Origin of the sequence: Paenibacillus sabinae T27 (assembly GCF_000612505.1) — a bacterium.
Classification (GTDB): Bacteria; Bacillota; Bacilli; order Paenibacillales; family Paenibacillaceae; genus Paenibacillus_AQ; species Paenibacillus_AQ sabinae.
Window position 1 is genome coordinate 2323703 of record NZ_CP004078.1, and the last position, 13961, is coordinate 2337663.

The following is a 13961-nucleotide window of genomic DNA, read 5'->3' on the forward strand; positions in this document are numbered from 1 at the left end:
GAGAGATACGAATCCAATATTATTAATATGGGAATAGGTATGCCATAATCATAACTGGCTTTTATTGTTTGTGAAATATATTACGTATACTTTCTCGAATGGGTGTGACCAAGCAATGAACAAGATTGCCGTATTTCTGAAGCCTTACCGGAAACAGCTGATTATCGGCCCGATTTTCAAGCTGCTGGAGGCGATTCTTGAGCTCCTGCTGCCGACCATAGTCGCACTGATGGTGAACAGGGGCATCGGACCGCATAACGCCGCATATGTGTACCGGATGGGGGGACTTATGCTGCTGATGTCCATCCTGGGCTTCGCCTGCTCCATGGTGTGCCAGTATTCAGCCGCCCGGGCGTCCCAGGGCTTCGGCACCAGGCTGCGCAACGCGATGTTCCGGCATATTTCCTCGCTGTCCTATGCGGAGCTTGACCGGTTCGGTACGCCTTCGCTTATTAACCGGATGACGAATGATGTGAACCAGCTTCAGCTGGCCGTTGCCATGCTGATCCGGCTTGTCATCCGGGCGCCGTTTATCGCCATTGGAGCGATTATCATGGCCATGATTCTCGATTTGCGCTTGTCGCTTGTGCTGCTGGCGGCTGCTCCGGTCTTCGCCGTCTTACTGTACTGGATCATTTCGCGTTCGTCGCCGCTGTACCGCAAGTATCAGCAGAAGCTCGACGGCATCGCCCAGGTGCTGAGCGAGAATCTGTCCGGCATCCGGGTCATCCGGGCTTTCGCCAAACGGGGCGCTGAACGGGAACGCTTCGGCGCCGCTGCGGACGAAGTGACGGCGATGGCGCTGAGCGTCGGCCGGATCTCCGCTCTGCTCAGCCCGTTGACCACTCTGGTGGTCAATGCGGCCATCCTTGCGATTCTTTGGGCCGGAGGCATTCACATTAATGAGGGCCGGCTCTCGCAGGGAGAGATCATCGCTTTTATCAACTATGTTACGCAAATATTGCTGGCGCTGATCGTGACCTCCAATCTGGTAATTATATTCACCAAAGCCAACTCGTCGTTGGCCCGGGTAAACGAGGTGCTGACCGTAACCAGTTCCGTGACGGAGCCGGAGCATCCGGCGGTCTCACTTCAGGCTGCCAGAGCGGATGTCCTACCTGCCGCACAAACGGAACGGAACGCTTCTTCCGCATCTGCCGACCGTGTTCCCGCCATTGAGTTCGACCATGTCTCCTTTGGCTACAGCCGTGCCGGAGAGCTGGCGCTGGATGATATTTCAGTGACCATTGAACGGGGGGAGACGGTGGGGCTGATCGGCGGCACCGGCTCGGGTAAATCGACCTTTGTCAATCTGATTTCCCGCTTCTATGACACTTTCTCGGGCGAAGTGCGAGTCGATGGTGTGAACGTCAAGGACTACCCGCTTCTCGGGCTCAGACAATCCATTGGCATCGTCCCGCAAAAGGCTGTGCTCTTTACCGGAACCATCGCCGAGAACATCCGTTGGGGGAAGCCTGAAGCTTCCGAGGATGAGGTCCGCGAGGCAGCGGCTGTCGCGCAGGCGGAGGAGTTCATTTCCAGGCTGCCCGAAGGCCTGGATACGGCGGTTTCGCGCGGCGGACTTAACCTGTCCGGCGGGCAGAAGCAGCGGCTGACCATCGCGCGGGCGGTGATCGGACGTCCGGACATTCTTATTCTGGACGATTCCTCCAGTGCGCTGGATTTCGCCACCGACGCGGCGCTCCGCCGGGCTCTGAATGAGACCCGGGCCGGAATGACGACGCTTGTCGTCTCCCAGCGGGTCGCCACCGTGCGGCAGGCCGACAAAATTATCGTGTTCGAAGACGGGCGGATTGCCGGGATCGGCCGCCATGAAGAATTGCTTCGCAGCTGCGAGGTATACCGTGAAATTTGCAGCTCCCAGCTGACAGGAGAGGAGACGGCTGTATGAACGGCAACAACGTTTGGAAAAGACTGATCATCTATACCGCGCAGTTCAGAAGCTCGGCCATCCTGGCGGCGTTCAGCGCCATACTCAGTGTAGCGGCCAGCCTTATCGGGCCGCTGCTGATCGCCCGGGCGATCGACCGCATGACGGGGCAGGGGAAGGTGGATTTCCCTGCGCTCCTGAAATTGCTCCTGGTTTTGGCGGCTGTATATATCGCCGGAAGCTTATGCGGCTGGCTGCTGACCTATCTTACGAACCGGATCGCTTACGGCACGGTCAACAATATGCGCACCGAGCTGTTCGACAAGCTGAACGTTCTGCCGCTGAGGTTCCATGACAATCATCCGCAGGGCGATCTGATCAGCCGGTTCGTGAACGATATGGATGCTGTATCGGACGGTCTGCTTCAGGGCTACCAGACGCTGCTCACCGGGGTGGTGACCATCGCCGGCAGCATAGGATTGATGCTGTACATCAGTCCGCTCATGACCGGAGTCGTGCTGCTGTCCGCGCCCGCATCGTATTATATGGCGCGGTTTATTACGACGCGCTCGCAGCAGCTCTTCCGCGACCAGGCCAAAATTCTCGGCGGTCTCAATGGCTATGTGGAAGAAATGGTCGGCGGGCAAAAAATCGTTCAAGCCTTTCATCAAGAAAACGCCGCCTTTGAACGGTTCTCCGGGCTGAACGGGGAGCTGTACCAGACCGGAGTCAAATCCCAATTCTACGGTTCCCTATCCGGGCCGACGACCCGGCTCGTCAACAATATCACATTCTCCGTGATTGCGATTATCGGCAGTATCGTCATTATCGCAGGCCGGCTTAGCGTGGGGGACTTGTCCGGCTTTCTGATCTACTCCAATTTGTTCGCCAAGCCGTTTAACGAAATCACCGGCGTCATTACACAGCTTCAGTCAGCGACCGCTTCGGCGCAGCGCATCTTTGCCATACTTGACCTTGAGCCCGAAACCCCGGATGCTCCAGATGCTTTTGTGCCTGAGCCCGGCCAGGGGACGGTTGTATTCGACAAAGTCAAGTTTGCTTATCATCCCGAGCGCCCCTTGATAACGGACTTTAGCCTGGAAGTCAAACCGGGTACCCGGGTCGCCATTGTCGGACAGACGGGAGCAGGCAAAACAACGCTGGTTAACCTGCTGATGCGCTTTTATGATGTGGATGGCGGAGCGATCCGAATCGGCGGCGTGGACATCAGGGAGATGACACGAGACAGCCTGCGCCGGAATTTCGGCATGGTGCTGCAGGATACGTGGCTGCTAAGCGGAACCATCCGGGATAATATCGCCTACGGCAAGCCGGGCGCGACGGACGATGAGGTCATCGCCGCCGCCAAGGCCGTAAGCGCGCACAGCTTCATCAAACGGCTGCCGGAAGGCTACCATACCGTGATCAGCGGCTCCGGCGACAATCTGTCCCAGGGACAGAAGCAGCTGCTGACGATTGCGCGCGTGCTGCTGGCCGATCCGCCGATGCTCATTCTTGACGAGGCCACCAGCAGCATTGACACCCGGACCGAAATCCGCATCCAGCGGGCGTTCCTAAAAATGATGGAGGGACGCACCAGCTTTGTCATCGCCCACCGCCTGTCCACCATCCGTGAATCGGACCTCATTCTGTTCATGAAGGACGGCGACATTGTGGAAAGCGGAACCCACAACCAGCTGCTGCTCCGAAAAGGATACTACGCCCGTCTGTACAACAGCCAATTTGCAGCAGTTTAACCGGAGGTTCAGCCCATTTTCATGCACCTTTAAGCGTCCGGCTGTATAGTATAAACATGACCCCCAAAGATGACACTTGGCCCCGCCGAATGGCGGGGTTCTTTTTGGTTTTATTGGATAAAAAAATGCCCTCCGGCTTGCCGAGCAAGCCATGAGAGCAGTTTTTTCAAATTATTTTTACAGAAAATCAACGAACTCGCCCACCGGCTTGCGGTAGCCGCGCGGTCTGATCTTGCGCTGGTTGTCTTTGCCGATCGTGATCAGCATGACGGGAACCAGATGGTCCGGAAGGGAGAGCGTCTGTTTGACAGCCTCCGGGTCGAAGCCGATCATCGGGCATGTATCCCAGCCCTTGTCTTTGGCGATCAGCATGAACTGCATGGCCGACAGGGATGCGTTGCGGATCGCCTCGTCGCGTTGGAAAGATTCTTTGCCTATGTAAGCTTGATTGATCGCCCCAATCATTCCGTCATATTCCTCCTGCGACATCGCTCCCAGCATTTTGAGACCACCATAAATTTCCGGGGCCTGCTCGTAAGCGCGCATATCGCCCAGAACGGCAATGACGGCCGAGGCGGTATGGATTTTGTATTGTCCGTAGGCGTTCTCGCGAATCTTTTCCTTAAGTTCCGGGTCTGCGATTACCTTGTAACGGGCGTGCTGCAGATTGAAAGCCGAAGGGGCGAGTCTGGCGAGGGAGAAGATTTCTTCCAGATCGCTCTGCGGAATCTTGATACCTTCCACAAAATTCATAGCTGATCTGCGGGCTTGGACCACGTCTGCAAAAGAATTCGTCGATACGGGTGTGCTCATGGGTAATGCCTCCATCCTATAATCAAAAAATAAATTGGTTTAATAAACTAACAAACTTACTAATAGTTACTTAATAAACATATCACAGCTTTTGATATCCGTCAATGAGGTCGTACACACCTTCAACAAAGCTCCCGCTTTTTGGGATTGCCAATATTTCCAAACCGTAATAGAGTCTATTATAAAGGAGGATTTCCAAAGATGCTTTTTAAAGAAAATGACGTGATTCTGTTCCAGGGAGACAGTATTACGGACGTTGGCCGCGACCGTTTCGACGCTTATTCGCTGGGAAACGGGTATCCCTTGATGGTAGCCGGGCGGCTTGGCCTGCTGTATCCTGAGAAAAACCTTACCTTCTACAACCGGGGCATCGGCGGCGACCGCGCGGCCGATCTTGTGCGGCGCTGGGACAGGGACTGCCTCGCGCTGAAGCCGACCTGGGTATCGATCTATGTCGGCATCAACGAAAGCTGGTGCCGGTATGACAGCGGCGATGAGACAACGGCGGAAACGTTCGAAGCGCAGTACCGGAATCTGCTCGACCGCACGCGGGAGGCTTTGGATGCGAAGCTGATCCTGGTCGAGCCGTTCGTCCTGCCGGTTCGGGGGCTGAACCGCGACTGGCGGGAAGATCTGGACCCGAAAATCGCGGTTGTGCGGAAGCTGGCCCGAGAATACGGAGCGCTGCTCGTCCCGCTCGACGGCCTGTTCGCCGCCGCTTCGGTGAAGGCCGATCCGGCTTACTGGGCCGAAGACGGCGTTCATCCTACTCCCGCGGGTCATGCGCTCATTACCGAAGCCTGGCTGAAAGCGGCCGGTGTGAACTGAATATTTTTGAAGCCTCGCTGTGTTCCTGAAGCGGAACATAAGGCGATTGCAAGCGTGGAGAGGATGTTCCAGGGCTGTTTAAGCCGGGCATCCTTTCTTTTTTTTGTCCGTACAGCGGGGAGACCTCCTGATTTCTCCAGTTTCGGTTTTGCTGTTATAATATAGAGAACGCGTGTTTTGGGAGGCGATCTACCTGAGCTGCACCATAGCGGTAATTTCGGACATACATAGCAATACGCCAGCGCTGGAGGCGGTCTTACGGGAAATTGACCGGAGCGGCGCCGATTGGATCGTCAATCTGGGAGACAGTTTATTCGGTCCGGTAGATCCGACGGGAACGGCGCGGCTGCTTCGGCAGCGTGGAAATCTTGTGAACATCATGGGCAACTGCGATGAAATTCTTTTGGAGAAAGACTGCGAATCGCCGACGTACCGCCATGTCAAGCCGCTGCTTGATGCCGATACGGAAGCGTGGATTGCGGGGCATTTAGCCGTGTGGCGCCATGAGGATCTGCTGTTCTGCCACGGAACGCCTGATCACAATAGACGGTACCTGCTTGAAGAAGTAACCGAAGACGGCGTTTTTTACAAAAAAACGGAAACGTTGCAGGCGGAGCTGCACACTATAGAGGAGCGCGGCATTTTCTGCGGACACAGCCATGTGTTTCATACCGTCACGCTGCCGGACGGCAAGTTTCTGGTCAACCCGGGAAGCGTCGGTCTTCCGGCTTATGAGGACGATCTTCCTTTTCCCCATGTTATGGAATCGGGCACGCCATATGCGAGCTTTTGCATGGTCCGCAAGAAGGAAGGAACGGGCTGGAGCGTGGAGCATAAGCTGATCCCATACGATTGGAATGCGGCGGCGGAGATCGCGGAGCGCAGCGGAAGACCCGATTATGCGGTTGCCATTCGCACCGGCAGAGCGCGGTAATTTGCGGCGGACATATTATTTTTACCGATATTAAATGAGAGAGGATGGGCGTCGATGACAAGCGATACGGAACAAGATCTGGAAGGACTGAAGGCGGCGGGAAAGGTCGTCGGGTTCACCATCGCGGAGATGAGGAAGAGCGTAAAACCCGGCATGACCACCTTGCAGCTCGACAAAATAGGGGCGGAAATTCTGAAGCGCTTCGGCGCGAAATCGGCTCCGAGAGAGGTGTATGATTTTCCGGGGGACACCTGCATCAGCATTAATGAGGAAGTGGCGCACGGCATTCCGGGTTCCAAAGTGATTCGTCCCGGTGACCTGATCAACATCGATGTGTCGGCCGAGCTGAACGGGTATTTCAGCGATGCCGCCGTGTCCTTCCAACTGCCCCCGTACAACCAGAAGCTGCTGCGCCTGTGCACCAGCGCCGAGGAAACGATGATGAGCGTAATCTCCCATTTGCGAGCGGGGATGCGGGTCAACGAAATCGGCAGAGTGATGGAGCTGGAGGCCCGAAAACGCGGCTACAAGGTTGTGCGGAATCTGTGCAGCCACGGTATCGGCAAAACGCTGCATGATAAGCCTCATGAAATCCTGCCGTATTTCAGTCCCCGGGAGACAACGGTGCTGAAACCGAACCAGGTTATCACGATTGAACCGTTCCTGACGACCGGCGCGGAATTCGTGGACCAGGAGGCGGACGGCTGGACGCTGACCGTTCCGGATAACAGCCGGGTTGCGCAGTTCGAGCATACGATTATCGTAACGAAGGGGCGGCCTATTATTTTGACGGGGGCCTGAAAATCTCCCGAAAGCCAGCCTGAGCCGAAAAGGGCCGCAGCTACTGGTTCTTCTAATCCAGATAAGCGACGACATCATTGAGCTGTTCCAAAGCCTGCGGCGGTATTTTTAGCGTCGAACCGGGCTCTCCCGTGCCTCCATATATGAAGGGATAACGGAAGAGCCTCCGGTCCACGATGCAGGGCAGGGGGAGCTTTAGTGATACGCTGCCTACTTCCTGTCCCGTAAGCTTTAGAACCTGCTTGGGGCTTGCCATTTTTAAAGAGCCCAGTCCGAGCAGAGCCGCGGGCTCGTCCAGATTGACGCGCCCCCGGTCGCCGGACACGATCAGGGCGTAGAATTGATCGTCGGCTCTCAGCACCAAAGCCGGGGCGGTCTGCCCGATTTCGATTCCGAAATAGGCCGCGCCTTCCTGAGCCGTCTTGATGGGTCCTTCATGCTTAATGATTTCATATTGGATACCTTTTTCCTGCAGCACCTGTTCCAATGGCTTCAATTGATTCATGAGCGCCTCCCGTAACGTTTCTCTATTCTGGAAAGTATTTTCCATATTATAACATATACGAATGAGACAGGTTGGGTATATCCTGTGAAGGAGGAAGTATGAACGGACAAGCGTACGCCGCGCTGGCGGAGCTGGAGCGGTGGATGAACGGCGGCGAAGCGGCTCCCGATCGGCTCGGGGACGAGATGTCGGCGGACAGCCAGCTCCCGGGGCCGCGGGCCAATCTTGAACTGGCGGAGAAATTCGCCCGGCACTTTGCTGTCCCGGAGCTGGCCGGAGGACTGTGGGAGCTGCTGGTTGAATGGGCGGAGATTTCGGTCGAAGCGGCGGGTACGGGCAATCCCCGGGAGTTTTTGCCTTTTTGCGCGGTCCAGGCGATGGGCGCGCATTACGGATATGCGGACGCTGAACGCAGAGAGAGGATTGCGGACGCGTTCAAGCGGGCGATGAACGATTCCCGCTGGCGGATGCGCGAGGCGGCCGCGATGGGGCTGCAAAGCGTCGGCGAGCAGGATTTCGGGCTGCTCCGCGCTCTGCTTGAAGCGTGGAAGAGGGGGGCGAATGAGCTGGAGCAGCGATCTTTTGTCGCTGCTCTGGCCCATCCTCCGCTGCTGAAAGCGAAGGACAACGCGCGGTACGCGCTCTCGCTGGCGGGCGAAATCATGGAAGAGCTTGCGGCCCGGCCGGTACGGGAACCGGAGCCGCTTCGCGTACTGTCCAAAGGCCTCGAATATGCCTTAAGCGTCTTCGCGGCAGCCGAGCCGGAGGAAGGATCCGCCCTGCTTGAACGCTTCGCCGGCATGTCCGATCCGCGAATTGTCCGGATCGTAAAAGCCAATCTCGGCAAATCCCGGCTGACCCGTAAATACGGGCCGCAGACCCAGGCCATCCTCGCCGTGATTGACAAGAACAGTAAAGGTAACTATGATAGTTCCAATTAATAAGGTCTTATTAATACCGGACGGCAAAAGGAGAGCACCCTATGAACATCAGCACCCGATTGGCGGTTGCCATCCATATCCTGACCCTGCTTGAGGTTAACAAAGAGGGTAAGAATACTTCCGAATGGATCGCCGGAAGCGTTGGCACGAACCCGGTGGTGATCCGCCGGATCACGAGCATGCTCGGCAAAGCGGGTCTCATCGAGGTTCGGCCGGGGATCGCCGGAGCCAAGCTGGCCCGGCCGGCCGGAGAGATTACGCTGCTCGACATTTATCTGGCGGTTGACGCCGTTGGCAAAGACTCCCTGTTCGCGGTTCACGATCATCCGAATCCGTCCTGCCCCGTCGGCCAGAACATCGCCGGGGCCATCATTCCGGTCTTTTCAGTAGCCCAGCAGGCGATGGAAGACGCGCTGCGCGGAGTCACGCTGGCCCAGATCTCGTCGCAAATTCCGGGTTGACGGCAGGCGTACTTCCGGTGCTGCCCGGCGGGGTTACGGAGCGGAAGTGCGGCTGCTGTCCGCTTGACCGAAGTTCAACAGCGGACAGCTTACTGCGCCCCATCCGCCAGTTCGGCAATGCGTCGGCCCGCATCTCCGCGGTATAGTCCGCCATGATAGCAGATGACGTTCTCAACGGCATAGTCTGCATATTTGCGCAGACTGGACAGCGCGGTAGCCATATCCGGCGTTACCCGGGGATCAGGGCCATGCAGTTCGCCGTTCTTCACTGTCAGGCTGTCGGCGGCGATCAGCGTCCGGCTGGCGGGATGGTACAGACTGACATGCCCCGGGCTGTGGCCGGGGGTCTCAATGACGATGACGCCGCCTGCGACCGGCAGCTCCTGGCTGTCTTCGATTACGGCGTCCACTTTTGCCTTGGGAGGATGGGCGAGAAGGTGCAGAAAGGCCCGCCGCCACTCCTCCGGCACATGAGGCGGGAGCATGGCTTCGGCAGCGGCAATCGCTTCCGGCGTATGCTTGAGCAGCATCCGCTCCCCTTCGATATAAGGCTGCTCGATGGGATGAGCCAGTACCTTGATTGTTCCATTCGCCTCGTCCAGCATGGAAGGGAGTCCGCCGATATGGTCGATGTCCTGGTGGGTGAGAACGACGGTGTCGAGTGTGCTCCATGCGACTCCGGCTAGTTCGAACGCTTTCTTGATTTTATCGAGCAGTCCGGGGTAGCCCGTGTCGACCAGTACCGCATGATCTTCATCCCACAGCAGGGCTGGATACAGTGTATCTGTTCCTCCCATTACTTCGGCTGTAATCTCCAGCATTTCAATTCCTTGGGCGATTTGCATGGTATTCCTCCTAGACGGAAAATGAGTGCAGAGACTATCTTAGTCCAAGAGGGGATTTTAATCAATATGCAAATTTATTATTATACCATAAATAACTTTTTTTGTCAAGTGATAATAAAATGAGTATGCAGCTGAATATCGACGAATCGTAGAACATAATGGGTTTTGTATTGGAATAAAGAATGTTATCCGCTTTTTTCTGCTTCTTCATGAAGATTTACGATTACGATAAAATGATGCAAACCTAAATTGGGGGGATGGTTCTATGGAGACGTTTATCGCCGTGCTTGTCCTTCTTGGTCTGATCGGTCTATCCAAAATTGTCAACCGGTTCATTCCCTTCGTTCCCGTACCGCTTATTCAAATCGGTTTCGGGGTTGTCACCGCCGCCTTTCCTTGGGGGATTCACTTGGCGCTGGAACCGGAGCTGTTCTTTGTCCTGTTTATCGCTCCGCTTCTGTTCAACGACGGAAGGCGTACCCCGCGGGCCGAGCTGTGGAATCTGCGGGCACCGATTCTGCTGCTGGCGCTCGGCCTGGTGTTTGCGACGGTACTGGTGGCGGGTTACACCATCCACTGGATGATTCCGACGATCCCGCTCGCGGCGGCGTTCGCACTCGCGGCGATTCTGTCGCCGACGGACGCGGTCGCAGTAAGCGCTCTGGCCGGCCGGGCAGGCCGGGTGCAGCTGCCGAAGAGCGTCCACCGCGTACTTGAAGGCGAGTCGTTGATGAATGACGCTTCCGGCCTCGTTGCGTTTAAGTTTGCGGTAGCGGCTGCAGTCACCGGCGTATTCTCTCTATCCCAAGCGATTGGCAGCTTTATTCTCATTGCTGCCGGAGGACTTCTTGCCGGAGCTGTGCTGTCGTTCCTGCTGATTCGTCTTAGCGTCTTTATCCGGCGCTTTGGGATGGAGGATGTCACCGTACATGTCCTCCTGCAGATTCTGACGCCATTCCTGATCTACCTTGTCAGCGAAGAGCTGGGCGTGTCGGGCATTCTGGCGGTAGTGGCGGGGGGCATTGTTCATGCTATTGAAAAAGACCGGACCGATTCCCCCCAATACAAGCTTCAGCTTGTCTCGGCAAGCATATGGTCGGTGCTGCTGTTTATTTTGAACGGCATGGTCTTCCTTATTCTCGGTATTTCGATTCCGGATGTTGTATCGGTCATCTACCGGGATACGGCGGTCGACAACCTGACTGTGATTCTGTATGTGCTGGCTATCACGGCTCTGCTGATTGCACTTCGTTTCGTCTGGGTGTGGTTGATCTGCCTGAGGAGCGCGCGCTTTAAGAACGGGGGCAAGCCTTCGATGAAGTCGCGGATTATTACCTCTATTTCGGGCGTGCGAGGTGCGGTTACTCTGGCCGGCGCTTTCTCTATTCCGCTTGTGCTGGACGACGGATCGCCGTTCCCGGAGCGGGACCTGATTATCTTTTTGGCGGCGGGTGTTATACTGTCTTCCCTGATCATTGCCAGCGTCCTGCTTCCGCTTATCGCCCGCAGGGAGGAGGACAGTCGTGAAGAATCGGAGCAGGCGGCCAAGTCGCAAATTGTGGAGAACTGCAAGGCGATAGTCCGTGGCGGGACGGCAGAGAAGAATCGTGTCGACGCTGTTCCAGCTGTTCCGGGACTCCCGGGTACGTTCCCGGCGCTGCAGGAAATACAGAACAAGCTGATGATTACAAGTCCGGATGACAAATATGGCAAGGAGTGCGCACTCAAAGCGCGGTTGACCGGGCTGCAGGCTGAGCGGCGGGAGCTGAGCGGGCTTATTGAAGGCGGGTCCATCTCTTCCGAGGCGGGGCAAGCGATGATGGAGCTGCTGGATCACAAGGAAGCGCTGCTGACGAGAGGACTCGATTCACAGCTCAGACTGTCGCTAGAGAAACTGGGCCGGATGTTCTCCGGAATATTCTCGAAGCCGCTGCAAGAAACCGGCCGTTCCCGCCCTCTTCCGGTCGGAGGCATCCGGGAAGCCAAGATCGGGATGTGCCGCGCCGCGATCGGCGCCATCCAGGAAGAGATGAACGAGGATAACCGGGAAGGTTACGGAAGCGTGGCAAAGCGTTACGGCTTGCTGATAGACCGTCTGAAGCACGACCAGGGCGGAAATGGAGCGGAGCATGAGGAAGGCCGCCAGCTGGAATTGAAGCTCGAAGCCATTCAGGAGCAGCGCGATACGGTGCAGAGGATGTTTGAGGACGGGACGCTGGGCCGCCAGGCCACCGCCGAGCTCCGCTGGTTTGTTGATGAACTGGAGTTGGCCATTTGGGAGGATTAAAGATGAACTGCGAAGAGCTGTCTTTCGCCGAAATCGGGGAAGAGCATTTGGCTGAGGCGACAGATATATATAATTATTATGTGCTGAATACGACCGTGTCGTTTCACACCAAGCAGCTGACTATACAGGAAATGAGACGGAACATGCTGACCGACGACCCCCGGTTTAAATCCTATGCGGTCATGCAGGACGAGGAAATGCAGGGCTATGTTTTGATAGCAAGACACAAGAGCAAGCAGGCTTATGACGTAACGGGTGAAATCAGCGTATACCTGAAGCCGGAGTGTACGGGGAAAAAATTCGGAAGGCCGGCATTGGCCTTTATCGAGCGGATGGCCGCGGAACAAGGATTTCATACGCTGGTGGCCACGGTATGCTCGGAGAATGGCCCGAGCCGGTCCTTTTTCGAGAGCAGCGGTTATGAGCAGAGTGCCTATTACAGGGAAATCGGCCGTAAATTCGGCCGGTGGCTGGATATCGTTGTGTATCAAAAAAGAGTCGGAGCATAGCGGGATTCGGAACATCTTCGCTCCTATATAATCGCCAATAAGGCCGTCCTGCCCGGATCAATAATCCAGGGCAGGGCGGCCTTATTGTTCCCCCAGCGCTGCGCCCGGGGGTGAGCTTATTTGGGAGGGGGTATGATCTCCCCTTGAAACGGCAGTTATTTTCGGCCGCGGCGGAACATCTGTCCCAGCACCTCGCTGAGTACAAGCCCGGTGGCGATGGCCCCTGAGAGCAGGAAAGCCTGCACGGCGGCCTCCAGCGCGGTGTTATAATCGTCTTCAATGAACCGGCGCATGGCATCGTAGGCGAGGCCGCCCGGTACGAGCGGTATGATGCCGCCAACGCTGAAGATGATAACAGGCGTTTTAAACGATCTGGCAAAAATTTGGCTGACCGCCCCGACGACGACCGTGGCAAAGAAGGTAGCCACGACGGATTTCCACTCGGGATCGAGCAGCAGAAATACCATCCAGCCCAGCATTCCGGCCAGTCCGCATTGAAACAGCATGCGTTTGGGCGTGTTAAAGAGGATGCAGAACGTGGCGGAGGCGATAAAGCTTGTGATAAGCTGCACAATCATGATATTACTCCTCTTTGTAAGGCTATGAAACGAAGGACAGTACAAGTCCGATACCTGTTCCGATGGCAAAAGCGGTCAGGAACGCTTCCGCTCCCTTGGACAGCCCCGATATCAGATGACCGGCCATCAGGTCTCTGACGGCATTGGTAATCAGCAGTCCCGGCACGAGCGGCATAACGGAGCCGATGATGATCTTGTCCGTTTCCTTGCCGATGCCGGCCTGGACGAACAGGTAGGCCAGCAGGCCGATCAGAAAAGACGCCGTAAGCTCGGCAAAAAATTTAATCTGGACCAGCCTTTGCAAATAAGTCGCTGAGGCGTAGCCAAGCCCCGACACTAGGAGTGCGGGCAGGGCGTCCTGGAAGCCGCCCTTGAACATCATGGTGAAGCAGCCGCCCGCCATGGCGGCGGCCATGATCTGGAGCCAGACCGGGTAGGCATGGGCCGCATCGTCCACCTGGGCCAGCCGCTCCCGTGCCTGCGCCGAGGTGATCTGCCGCTGGCTGAGGCGGCGCGAGATGTCATTGACCTCCGCGACCTTTTGCAGGTCGGTCGTACGCTCGGCGATACGGAACAGCTTGGGCTGCTCGGTCCGGCTGGTCGTAAAGAGGATCACTGTCGGCGTCACATAGCTGTGCGCCCCCGGAAATCCGAGGGAGGCGGCCATGCGCGTCATCGTATCCTCCACGCGGTAAGTCTCCGCGCCATTTTGGAGCATGATTTTTCCGGCCAGAAGGCACAGATCTATAATTTCATAGGTTGTCCCGGATTCAGCGTTGTTCAAAACCTGGTTGATCCTCCCCTTGAATGT

General features: G+C 56.5%; 14 protein-coding genes. 9 read left to right on the forward strand and 5 right to left on the reverse strand.

The features are described from left to right. Positions 1-115 precede the first annotated feature (115 nt). Entirely contained in the window at positions 116-1912 is a 1797-nt protein-coding gene (locus PSAB_RS10640) for an ABC transporter ATP-binding protein (protein ID WP_025334565.1), read from the forward strand. Continuing rightward, a complete protein-coding gene (locus tag PSAB_RS10645) occupies positions 1909-3648 on the forward strand; it encodes an ABC transporter ATP-binding protein (RefSeq protein WP_025334566.1) in 1740 nt (579 codons plus the stop codon). Before PSAB_RS10640 ends, PSAB_RS10645 begins: the two co-directional genes overlap by 4 nt. A gap of 177 nt (positions 3649-3825) precedes the next feature. Here the strand turns inward: PSAB_RS10645 and PSAB_RS10650 are convergent, their stop codons facing one another. Next, on the reverse strand, positions 3826-4461 hold the full coding sequence (locus PSAB_RS10650; RefSeq protein WP_025334567.1) for a nitroreductase family protein: 636 nt from the start codon (positions 4459-4461) through the stop codon (positions 3826-3828). 201 nt (positions 4462-4662) lie between these two features. Between PSAB_RS10650 and PSAB_RS10655 the strand changes: the two genes are divergently transcribed. The 3 genes from PSAB_RS10655 to map all read left to right on the forward strand — a co-directional run bounded on the left by PSAB_RS10655 (position 4663) and on the right by map (position 7024). Then, positions 4663-5289 (forward strand): SGNH/GDSL hydrolase family protein, encoded by a 627-nt coding sequence (locus tag PSAB_RS10655; RefSeq protein WP_025334568.1) that lies wholly within the window; start codon positions 4663-4665, stop codon positions 5287-5289. A gap of 172 nt (positions 5290-5461) precedes the next feature. Beyond that, on the forward strand, positions 5462-6223 hold the full coding sequence (locus PSAB_RS10660) for a metallophosphoesterase family protein (RefSeq protein WP_226991788.1): 762 nt from the start codon (positions 5462-5464) through the stop codon (positions 6221-6223). 54 nt (positions 6224-6277) lie between these two features. Next, complete coding sequence (gene map, locus PSAB_RS10665; protein ID WP_025334570.1) at positions 6278-7024, forward strand: type I methionyl aminopeptidase; 747 nt, start codon at positions 6278-6280, stop codon at positions 7022-7024. 52 nt (positions 7025-7076) lie between these two features. Here the strand turns inward: map and PSAB_RS10670 are convergent, their stop codons facing one another. Beyond that, positions 7077-7529, reverse strand: coding sequence for an aminoacyl-tRNA deacylase (locus PSAB_RS10670; RefSeq protein ID WP_038595766.1), 453 nt, complete (start codon positions 7527-7529; stop codon positions 7077-7079). Positions 7530-7627: 98 nt separating this feature from the next. On the opposite strand from PSAB_RS10670, the gene PSAB_RS10675 reads away from it, so the two are divergent. Both PSAB_RS10675 and PSAB_RS10680 read left to right on the forward strand, forming a co-directional pair. Then, positions 7628-8470: a hypothetical protein gene (locus PSAB_RS10675; protein WP_025334572.1), complete on the forward strand. Its 843-nt coding sequence runs from the start codon at positions 7628-7630 to the stop codon at positions 8468-8470. 41 nt (positions 8471-8511) lie between these two features. After that, complete coding sequence (locus PSAB_RS10680) at positions 8512-8931, forward strand: Rrf2 family transcriptional regulator (protein ID WP_025334573.1); 420 nt, start codon at positions 8512-8514, stop codon at positions 8929-8931. An 89-nt stretch (positions 8932-9020) separates the two neighbouring features. On the opposite strand, the gene PSAB_RS10685 is transcribed toward PSAB_RS10680, so the two are convergent. After that, entirely contained in the window at positions 9021-9776 is a 756-nt protein-coding gene (locus PSAB_RS10685) for an MBL fold metallo-hydrolase (protein WP_025334574.1), read from the reverse strand. A gap of 265 nt (positions 9777-10041) precedes the next feature. Here PSAB_RS10685 and PSAB_RS10690 point away from each other — a divergent pair, with 265 nt between their 5' ends. Continuing rightward, on the forward strand, positions 10042-12063 hold the full coding sequence (locus PSAB_RS10690; RefSeq protein WP_025334575.1) for a Na+/H+ antiporter: 2022 nt from the start codon (positions 10042-10044) through the stop codon (positions 12061-12063). 2 nt (positions 12064-12065) lie between these two features. Then, positions 12066-12572 (forward strand): GNAT family N-acetyltransferase, encoded by a 507-nt coding sequence (locus PSAB_RS10695; protein ID WP_025334576.1) that lies wholly within the window; start codon positions 12066-12068, stop codon positions 12570-12572. A gap of 155 nt (positions 12573-12727) precedes the next feature. On the opposite strand, the gene PSAB_RS10700 is transcribed toward PSAB_RS10695, so the two are convergent. Both PSAB_RS10700 and PSAB_RS10705 read right to left on the reverse strand, forming a co-directional pair. Next, positions 12728-13150 (reverse strand): threonine/serine exporter family protein, encoded by a 423-nt coding sequence (locus PSAB_RS10700; RefSeq protein ID WP_025334577.1) that lies wholly within the window; start codon positions 13148-13150, stop codon positions 12728-12730. Positions 13151-13172: 22 nt separating this feature from the next. Next, the gene (locus PSAB_RS10705; RefSeq protein ID WP_025334578.1) at positions 13173-13934 is read right to left on the reverse strand and encodes a threonine/serine exporter family protein; all 762 of its coding nucleotides are present in this window, start codon (positions 13932-13934) and stop codon (positions 13173-13175) included. Positions 13935-13961 lie beyond the last annotated feature (27 nt).

Coding starts and splice junctions, on each gene's coding strand:
- PSAB_RS10640 (WP_025334565.1), top strand. CDS start 116: ATGAACAAGATTGCCGTATTTCTGAAGCCTTACCGGAAACAGCTGATT.
- PSAB_RS10645 (WP_025334566.1), top strand. CDS start 1,909: ATGAACGGCAACAACGTTTGGAAAAGACTGATCATCTATACCGCGCAG.
- PSAB_RS10650 (WP_025334567.1), bottom strand. CDS start 4,461: ATGAGCACACCCGTATCGACGAATTCTTTTGCAGACGTGGTCCAAGCC.
- PSAB_RS10655 (WP_025334568.1), top strand. CDS start 4,663: ATGCTTTTTAAAGAAAATGACGTGATTCTGTTCCAGGGAGACAGTATT.
- map (WP_025334570.1), top strand. CDS start 6,278: ATGACAAGCGATACGGAACAAGATCTGGAAGGACTGAAGGCGGCGGGA.
- PSAB_RS10670 (WP_038595766.1), bottom strand. CDS start 7,529: ATGAATCAATTGAAGCCATTGGAACAGGTGCTGCAGGAAAAAGGTATC.
- PSAB_RS10675 (WP_025334572.1), top strand. CDS start 7,628: ATGAACGGACAAGCGTACGCCGCGCTGGCGGAGCTGGAGCGGTGGATG.
- PSAB_RS10680 (WP_025334573.1), top strand. CDS start 8,512: ATGAACATCAGCACCCGATTGGCGGTTGCCATCCATATCCTGACCCTG.
- PSAB_RS10685 (WP_025334574.1), bottom strand. CDS start 9,776: ATGCAAATCGCCCAAGGAATTGAAATGCTGGAGATTACAGCCGAAGTA.
- PSAB_RS10690 (WP_025334575.1), top strand. CDS start 10,042: ATGGAGACGTTTATCGCCGTGCTTGTCCTTCTTGGTCTGATCGGTCTA.
- PSAB_RS10695 (WP_025334576.1), top strand. CDS start 12,066: ATGAACTGCGAAGAGCTGTCTTTCGCCGAAATCGGGGAAGAGCATTTG.
- PSAB_RS10700 (WP_025334577.1), bottom strand. CDS start 13,150: ATGATTGTGCAGCTTATCACAAGCTTTATCGCCTCCGCCACGTTCTGC.